Raw genomic sequence first — 7299 nt, 5'->3', positions numbered from 1 at the left:
CGGCTTGGTGTTCATGGGGAATTGCAGTATGTTCTCCACGCAGCCGACACCAAAAGTTAGCGACACACTCCTGCCTCGTTTTCGCCATTACCAGGCTCCGATTCTCTGACCTTTCTTCTCATTCAACGGCGCAAACGGCACGCTGGAGTTGTGCTTGTTCACTGGGTTCAGCGGATTGTCCGGATGGTATTCATTGACCGGATTGAACGGATTGTTGGGATTGTACTTATTGATCGGGTTCACGGGATTGCCGGGATCGTACCGGTTGACCGGATTGAATGCACTGTCCGGGTCGTATGTGTTGACCGGATTGAGCGGATTGTCCGGCTGATATTTGTTCACGGGATTGAAGATGTTGTACTCGCGTTCGTAGCGCTCATCGAATCCCGCCGCGAATACACCGGTGCTGCGGAGCGCGAAGAAGAGGACGGCATACATGATGCTCATTCCGCGCCTCCTTTCGGCTTTTCCAAACTGCCATGATCCTCGGCTTTGTTTGACGTGCCTTTCCAAAACCCTGACGGCTCGCGAACCGAACCGCTCAAGTAACTCGTGGTCGCTTCGCCGAGTCGCTCGAACATCTGTCCGGTGTCCCGTTTGCAGAATTGCACGGTATTGTCGCCTGAAATGCCGAGGTCCCTTCCGGCCGACCAGGCGTCATGATCGGCACCCAGGTAGACGAAGGTCCAGCCGAGACGTTCGTACTCTTGGATCATGTGGGCGATACCGTCTCGCGTGTACTCCCTGGAGGCGTTCTCGAGCCCGTCGGTCAGAATGGCGCAGAGCTTCTTCGATTCGAGCGGCGCTTCCCTACCGGCAATAGTCAGGGTGCGGCCGACGGCATCGTAGAGGGGTGTCGTTGCAGTCGGCTGGTAGGTCGCCTCGGCCAAATCCGGCACCTCGGCCACCGGCGTCTCGTGATAGCGCACGTCCGTTTTTTGCGAATTGAACAGGGTCAACGTGAAGCGAACCGGCGTCGGCACTTGACGAAGCGCCTTGAGATACTCATTGAATCCGGCGATGGCCGCTCCCTTACAGTGCTGCATCGATCCGGTCTCGTCGAGGATGACCGTGACATAGGCAGCCGGCTTTCCGCCTTCGCCTCTGATGGATGCCTGCTCTTCCTCCATACATGCCTCCTTGTGTGAGCCGTGAATGGACCGTAGTCTCACACAACGATGTGACATCCAAGGTCCATTCTCAAAATAATGTGTCCCTTGAGGCTTTCTGTGCTGAATTCAGGTTTTGCATCGCCTCTTCAAGCCAAGTCCTCCGTCCCGCCTTTGACATCTAAGGTCATTCCCGACGGTTGTTCTCTGGTGTATTCTCATCCGGGCGCAGTGATGAAGCACTGATGAGAACAGTTGACATCTGCACCTCCTATGCATACGATACAGGCATATTGTGAGACGATGACCATGCGCACGACCTTGAATTTGGATGAACAACTGATTCGCGAGCTCATGGACGTGACGGCCGCCACGACCAAAACCGATGCGATTCATCAGGCGGCGGCGGAATTGATCCGCAAAAAGAAGCTGGAACGGCTGAAGTCGCTGAGCGGTACACTCCATCTCGACCTGGACTGGAACAAGCTGGAGCAGGCCGAGATCCGCCGCCAAGTCTCTCTGAAACGCCGCCGACATGGTCATCGTTGATACCTCCGTCTGGATTCCTTTTTTCAACCGTCCTGATTCACCGGAAAAGGCCGCGCTCGACTTACTGATCGACGCCGAGGAGGTGGTGCTGGTCGGTGTCGTGTTGGCTGAGCTGCTCCAGGGGTGCCGCATGCCCGCGGAACGAGAGTCGCTCTCCGATGCCCTCCTGGCTCTACCATATTATGAGGTCGCTCGATCCACATGGTCGCAGGCCGGCGACCTCTCGGCGCCTCTCCTCCGCAGGGGCATCACTCTGCCAATGTCCGACCTGATCATCGCCGCGTTGGCCATCGAGAAGAGCTGCCGCGTCTACAGCCTCGACACACACTTCAAAAAAATCCCCGGGCTTCATCTCTACACCCCTGCGACCTGAGGCTTTCAATGGCCATTTCGTAGAATGCGTCGCGCCTCTCCCTCAACGGCCTCCCGCAGACGATCCGGCTTCACCACCCGCACCCCGCTGCCGAAGCTGAGTATCCACCCGACCAGCTCGCGGCTGTCGGCGACAGACAACGTGATCCGCAGCTTACCGCCCGGCAGCCGTTTCAACTCTTGGCTCGGATGCCACACACGATGTTTGGCCCAGGCTGCCGTCGGCTTGTCGAATTCCAGTTCGACGTCGATGCGCGGCCCTCGCATGACCGTGAGCGAGTCCTCGACAAACGCTTCGAAATCGAAGTGCAGTGGAATTTGATAAGGCCGCTCCGTCGGTGTGATCGATTTGATCCGCTCCACGGCAAACATGCGCGGCTCTTGGCGAAGATGACAATAGCCGATCAGGTAGAGCCCGCCGGCGGCGTACCAGAGCCGGTAGGGATCGACCTCCCGGCGCGTCACCTTGCCGCGCGAGGCAGAGTCGTACCGCATTTGAATCCGCTTCTTCTGGGCGATGGATTGGGTGAGTCGTTCGACCACTTCGCGATGGTGTTTGTATTGCTTGTGGGGGCCGAGGCCGACGGAAAACGTCTCTTCGAGTTGATGGACCATCAGAAGCCCTTCGGGTGGCAACGCCGCGGAAGCTTTGTTCAACGCCGATTGCAACGAGGCATACACCGCGGTGCCTTCGAGCGGAGCGACGAGCCGGCGGCTCAGCGCGAGTGCCATCAATTCAGTAGGAGACAGGCGGAGAGCCGGGGCATTCCGGACACAGTCGAGGAGTTTCCAGCGCGTGCGGCCGTCGATTCGCTCGGTCAGGAGCGGCCATCCGGCCGATTCGATCGCGTCGAGGTCCCGGCGCAACGTTCGTGGATGCCGAGTGATAGAGGGATCGAGTCCTTCTGCCAGTTGTTCCAAGGTCAGCCCGTGCCGGGACGATCCCAGTTTTGTGAGCACGATGTGTTGCCGAATCGCCTGGTCGTTGCGGGGCATCGTTTACCTTCCCGACCTGCCGGAACGGCATGGCACATGAAGACGATTACGGAATGAATACAAAGAAGAGTGCGGCGACAGGGAGCGCTGGAACGGCATGTGGCTGTGAAAGAGCGCCATGGAAGAGTGCCGCCCGTTCACCGTGCCGGGCAGAATTATGGCGGGAGTTTATACACTTATTTCACAACCCAAGCAACCTCCACCTTCATAATCGGTTTCTTGAATGGGAGTATTTATCCGTCACGGCACGGATACACGGTTCGAAGCAGCCCAGCACCTGACGACTGTGACGCGCCTAGCTCGGCAGGAGAATAAACCGGCCCAGTTTGGCTGGGCGATAGACATCGAAGTCTCGCCGATCGAGCGTGAAGATGCGCCGGACCTTGTCCCGCTCGGCCACGGCCACCAATGCAGCATCGGCCAGGTCCATCGGGAGATCTCTATATTTCCTCATCAGCTCTCTCATACGGGAAACGTCGCCGTTTCCCAGCGGAAGCAAAACGATGACTCCACGGTCGAGCATCTCCCAGAGCGCTTCCTGAGCCTTCCAGGAGAATGCGAGGAGGTACATGGCTTCGGTGAGCACAGGCCAGACAGTTCCTAACGGTTCGGTCAGTTGCTGGAACGCAGCCACGCACCGTTTGTGATGATGATCGTCGGCATGAATCAAGGCAATCAGCGGTCCGGCATCCACCAGCACCATCCTCAGCTCCGGCGAGACCGATCTTGGAGCATCCTCCGGAACCGATTGCCTGCTTGTTCGGACAGATCGGATGGGCCGCCGCGGACACTCCCGACGAGATCCCGCACGGTCTCATAAGGGCGCTCGGTCTGTTCCTGTTCTTGGGCGCGTTTCGCCAGGATGTCGATGGCATCTCTGATCAGCTCGGATTTACTCCGGCCTCGCTTGCGGGCCAGCCGCTGGATCAATCGTTCAGTTTTCGGATCGAGGCGCACTGTGAGCGGCATCAAACTTCTCCCAGCGTGTATGACGACACAGTACTACGCTGGTTCCATTTCAGCAATAGACATACCTTGATTCTGAGAAGCAGGCTTCCCCTCCTGTGTCGTCTTGTCGGCATCGAACGGGAACGGAAGAGACCTGCACGATGACTCCCGGATTAGTGGGATACTTGGAAAGCGCAGGTTACATGAATGAGGTCCGTGCGAAGGCTGCTTGATTTGACATGATCGATACAACAACCGATGAGTGAATGGCCAAGCCACGGTGGAACCCATACCTTTGGCTTAGGATTTCTTGATTCGATCGAGGATCAACGCGATGCAGCCGCCCAGCAACCCTCCGCCCATGATCGTCGTCAGCAGCTCAACCAGTTTCAGCTCCCATACAGAGCCTTGAGCCTGCATCACTTCCCTGATGCCGCCTTGCACCAAGATGACGGCCAGCGCCATGGTCGCGCCGACGACAAACCACCAGAGAAACACTTTCATCGACGTCACCAAAACCTCACATATCGGGATTGCGGTCAAATGAACGGTATTGAATGGCTTCCGCGATGTGCGCGGACTCAATCTTATCAGAGTCGGCCAAATCGGCAATAGTACGCGCGACCCGAAGAATACGCCCATGCGCCCGCGCCGACAGTCGCAACCTCGCCATCGCTCGTTCGAGCAAATCCTGAGCCGGCTGATCGAGCCCACAATACCGCTTTACCATTCGCGGCTTCAACTGCGCATTCGTATAGATTCCGTCATTGCGGTAGCGCCGTCGCTGGCGCTCCCGGGCCGTGATGACTCGCGATCGGATTACGGCGGATCCCTCTGCGGCGGGCAATTCAACGCGGAGTTCTCGGACCGGAACAGGCGGCACATCCAGATGGATATCCAGCCGATCCAGCAGAGGCCCGGAGAGTTTGGCGCGATACCGGCGGATCTGAGTGCCGGTACAAATACAGGGTCTGGTTCGATCACCGTAATATCCGCAAGGGCAAGGATTCATCGCGGCGATCAACATGAATCGGGCGGGATATTTCAGGGTGCCGCTTGCTCTGGTCAGGATGACGTGCCCATCTTCCAACGGTTGCCGCAGTCCCTCCAGCACGCCCCGTTTGAACTCGGGAGACTCGTCCAGAAACAGCACGCCGTTATGCGCAAGCGAGACTTCCCCGGGTTTCGGTACCGTGCCTCCTCCGACAAGGCCGGCATCGGAGATGCTGTGATGAGGAGCGCGAAACGGCCGCACCGTGAGCAACGGCCGATCCGGAGGAAGTTGCCCGGCTACGCTGTGAATACGCGTCGTTTCAATGGCCTCTTCCGATTCCAGCAACGGCAGAATCGAGGGCAGTCGGCGCGCCAACATCGTCTTGCCGGAGCCTGGCGGGCCGACCATCAGCACATTGTGTCCACCGGACGCGGCCACTTCCAGTGCCCGCTTGGCATGGTCTTGCCCACGGACGTCCGTATAGTCTTCATCCTCCGTCGTTCTGGTCTCCCCCAGCAAGTCGTGGTTCGACCGGCTCGGCGCAACGGCTTGGTTCCCTTTCAGAAACTCCACGGCTTCCGGGAGACTATGGAGCGGATAGGCGCTGACGCCGGCCACCAACGCGGCCTCGGCGCCATTGTCCGCCGGCAGCAACAGGTCGTATCCGGCTCGGCAAGCCAGCGCAAAGGATAAGGCGCCCGTAATCGGCTTCACCCGTCCGTCCAACGACAATTCTCCGAGCAGCACGCAATTCTCCAGCCTTGACTGGGGAACAACCTCTTCGGCGACGAGAATCCCGACGGCGATCGCCAGATCGAGTCCCGATCCCTCTTTCTTGATTCCGGCCGGAGCGAGATTGACGGTAATACGTTTGGCAGGAAAGTGGAATCCCGTATTTTTTAGGGCGGAGCGCACTCGGTCACGACTTTCCTTGACGGTGGCATCAGGCAAGCCGACGACCGAGAATTGTGGAAGGCCACCGGAAATATCGACCTCGACATCCACAAGGTGCGCGTCGAGACCGACGAGTGCCGCGCTCCTCACCTTGGCAAGCATGGAAATATTGCCTTTCTAGCCCACATTATTCATGAACGTTTCTACTGCAACCGCCGATACGCCGCTGCGACCTGGCCGCGAGCTTCGCGCGGCCCAAGCGGGCAGGCTCGCCCGTTCGTGGCCTCGACATACTACTTCAAGTATGCCTTGGTCCCTCAGGGCTCCGCGTGCCCGTCTCACGTGGCGTCTTGACGGTTTCGTCACGAATCGTCATAAATAATGTGGGTGGACCGCGGCCAAACTGGGCGATTATAGGAAGTATCTAAGGGGGTTTCAATAGACCGCATTCTCTCTAGCGCCACTCCCACCGACTCTGTATAATCCGCCCATGCGCCTCTGGTATGCTCCAGAGGGAATGATTGTTTCGAGCCGGTCACGACCAGACTGGAAGACTTGTCTGACTTTCGCCATCAGCCTCTCGATCTTACCGTATTGCCCGTTGGGATACGGTTTCCCATTGCTCTCCGCGGATCAAACGCTTCCCATCCCCGTGCAGCGGCCAAAGCCCCTCTCTCCGCACGTCGGATCGGCGATGGCGGTTCTCGCGACGCTTGAGCAAGCACAGGTCCTTCCACCGGAAGGCACCCGAGAAGCCGATCGTGTCATTCAGTCCGTGATTCAATTCCAATCGGCCTTCGCAAAGAGCACGGACCGCTCCGTGCAGGATTTTGCGTACCGTGCCGTTGCCGGCACATATGGCGAAGAAACCGCCTCCATTCTCGAACGATTCCGCGCAAATGGATGGACCGCGGAAATATTGGAAATGCTCGCGGATGCGGACCAGCGCGCCTCCTCGGAAGAACTGGAGCAGCTGGCAACCGGTTTCGGTCAATTCAACCTATCGATCGATGATTTCAAGCGATTCATGCAACTCGTACGCGACGGCCGATCGGCGCTCGCCGCGCAAGGACAAAATTTTGAAGATGTGTATGCCCGCCATCGAAAGGCGATGCCGGGAGCGGTACGTTGAACCTTTGAGTGATGCAAGAACGCCGCTGGCGGACTTTTTCAGCATCCTGCGAGAAGGAGGGACATGTGGCAACGCGAGCTTACATTCTCATCAAAGTGAAAGCGGGCAAAACCAAAGACGTGGTCGGCGCGCTGAAACGCATATCCGGCGTGGAACAGGCTCACTCCTGTTTCGGCCGTCCGGATATTTTTGTCTTCATCAGCGTCCAGGATGAACGGGCGCTCTCCGATGTCGTCATCACGAAGATCCATGCGATCGACGGCGTTGAAGAGACGGATACACATATCGTAGCGGAACCGTAAAAG

The 7299-nt window shown here is 58.1% G+C and carries 11 protein-coding genes; 4 read left to right on the top strand and 7 right to left on the bottom strand.

The window, feature by feature from the left end; genetic code table 11:
* Positions 1–87: 87 nt before the first annotated feature.
* Both ACOSYY_RS13210 and ACOSYY_RS13205 read right to left on the bottom strand, forming a co-directional pair.
* Positions 88–447, bottom strand: a complete 360-nt coding sequence (locus tag ACOSYY_RS13210; RefSeq protein ID WP_421662957.1) for a hypothetical protein — start codon at positions 445–447, stop codon at positions 88–90.
* On the bottom strand, positions 444–1130 hold the full coding sequence (locus ACOSYY_RS13205; RefSeq protein ID WP_421662955.1) for a vWA domain-containing protein: 687 nt from the start codon (positions 1128–1130) through the stop codon (positions 444–446). The genes ACOSYY_RS13210 and ACOSYY_RS13205 overlap by 4 nt, the downstream gene beginning before the upstream one ends.
* Before the next feature lie 288 nt (positions 1131–1418).
* Here ACOSYY_RS13205 and ACOSYY_RS13200 point away from each other — a divergent pair, with 288 nt between their 5' ends.
* Both ACOSYY_RS13200 and vapC read left to right on the top strand, forming a co-directional pair.
* On the top strand, positions 1419–1658 hold the full coding sequence (locus tag ACOSYY_RS13200) for a type II toxin-antitoxin system VapB family antitoxin (protein ID WP_421662954.1): 240 nt from the start codon (positions 1419–1421) through the stop codon (positions 1656–1658).
* Positions 1645–2031: a type II toxin-antitoxin system VapC family toxin gene (gene vapC, locus ACOSYY_RS13195; RefSeq protein ID WP_421662953.1), complete on the top strand. Its 387-nt coding sequence runs from the start codon at positions 1645–1647 to the stop codon at positions 2029–2031. The genes ACOSYY_RS13200 and vapC overlap by 14 nt, the downstream gene beginning before the upstream one ends.
* Before the next feature lie 5 nt (positions 2032–2036).
* On the opposite strand, the gene ACOSYY_RS13190 is transcribed toward vapC, so the two are convergent.
* The 5 genes from ACOSYY_RS13190 to ACOSYY_RS13170 form a co-directional block, all read right to left on the bottom strand.
* Positions 2037–3026, bottom strand: coding sequence for a helix-turn-helix transcriptional regulator (locus ACOSYY_RS13190; RefSeq protein ID WP_421662951.1), 990 nt, complete (start codon positions 3024–3026; stop codon positions 2037–2039).
* A 295-nt stretch (positions 3027–3321) separates the two neighbouring features.
* Positions 3322–3729, bottom strand: coding sequence for a type II toxin-antitoxin system VapC family toxin (locus ACOSYY_RS13185; protein WP_421662949.1), 408 nt, complete (start codon positions 3727–3729; stop codon positions 3322–3324).
* Positions 3730–3731: 2 nt separating this feature from the next.
* Entirely contained in the window at positions 3732–3995 is a 264-nt protein-coding gene (locus ACOSYY_RS13180) for a type II toxin-antitoxin system VapB family antitoxin (protein ID WP_421662948.1), read from the bottom strand.
* Positions 3996–4274: 279 nt separating this feature from the next.
* On the bottom strand, positions 4275–4478 hold the full coding sequence (locus ACOSYY_RS13175; RefSeq protein WP_421662946.1) for a hypothetical protein: 204 nt from the start codon (positions 4476–4478) through the stop codon (positions 4275–4277).
* 16 nt (positions 4479–4494) lie between these two features.
* Positions 4495–6024: a YifB family Mg chelatase-like AAA ATPase gene (locus ACOSYY_RS13170; RefSeq protein WP_421662944.1), complete on the bottom strand. Its 1530-nt coding sequence runs from the start codon at positions 6022–6024 to the stop codon at positions 4495–4497.
* A gap of 532 nt (positions 6025–6556) precedes the next feature.
* Between ACOSYY_RS13170 and ACOSYY_RS13165 the strand changes: the two genes are divergently transcribed.
* Both ACOSYY_RS13165 and ACOSYY_RS13160 read left to right on the top strand, forming a co-directional pair.
* A complete protein-coding gene (locus ACOSYY_RS13165; RefSeq protein WP_421662943.1) occupies positions 6557–6994 on the top strand; it encodes a hypothetical protein in 438 nt (145 codons plus the stop codon).
* 65 nt (positions 6995–7059) lie between these two features.
* The gene (locus ACOSYY_RS13160; protein ID WP_421662941.1) at positions 7060–7296 is read left to right on the top strand and encodes an Lrp/AsnC family transcriptional regulator; all 237 of its coding nucleotides are present in this window, start codon (positions 7060–7062) and stop codon (positions 7294–7296) included.
* The last annotated feature ends 3 nt before the right edge of the window (positions 7297–7299 follow it).

Source organism: Nitrospira sp. BLG_2 (assembly GCF_049222245.1).
Note: the sequence above shows the minus strand (reverse complement) of the source record. Positions and strands in the feature narration are given on the sequence as shown.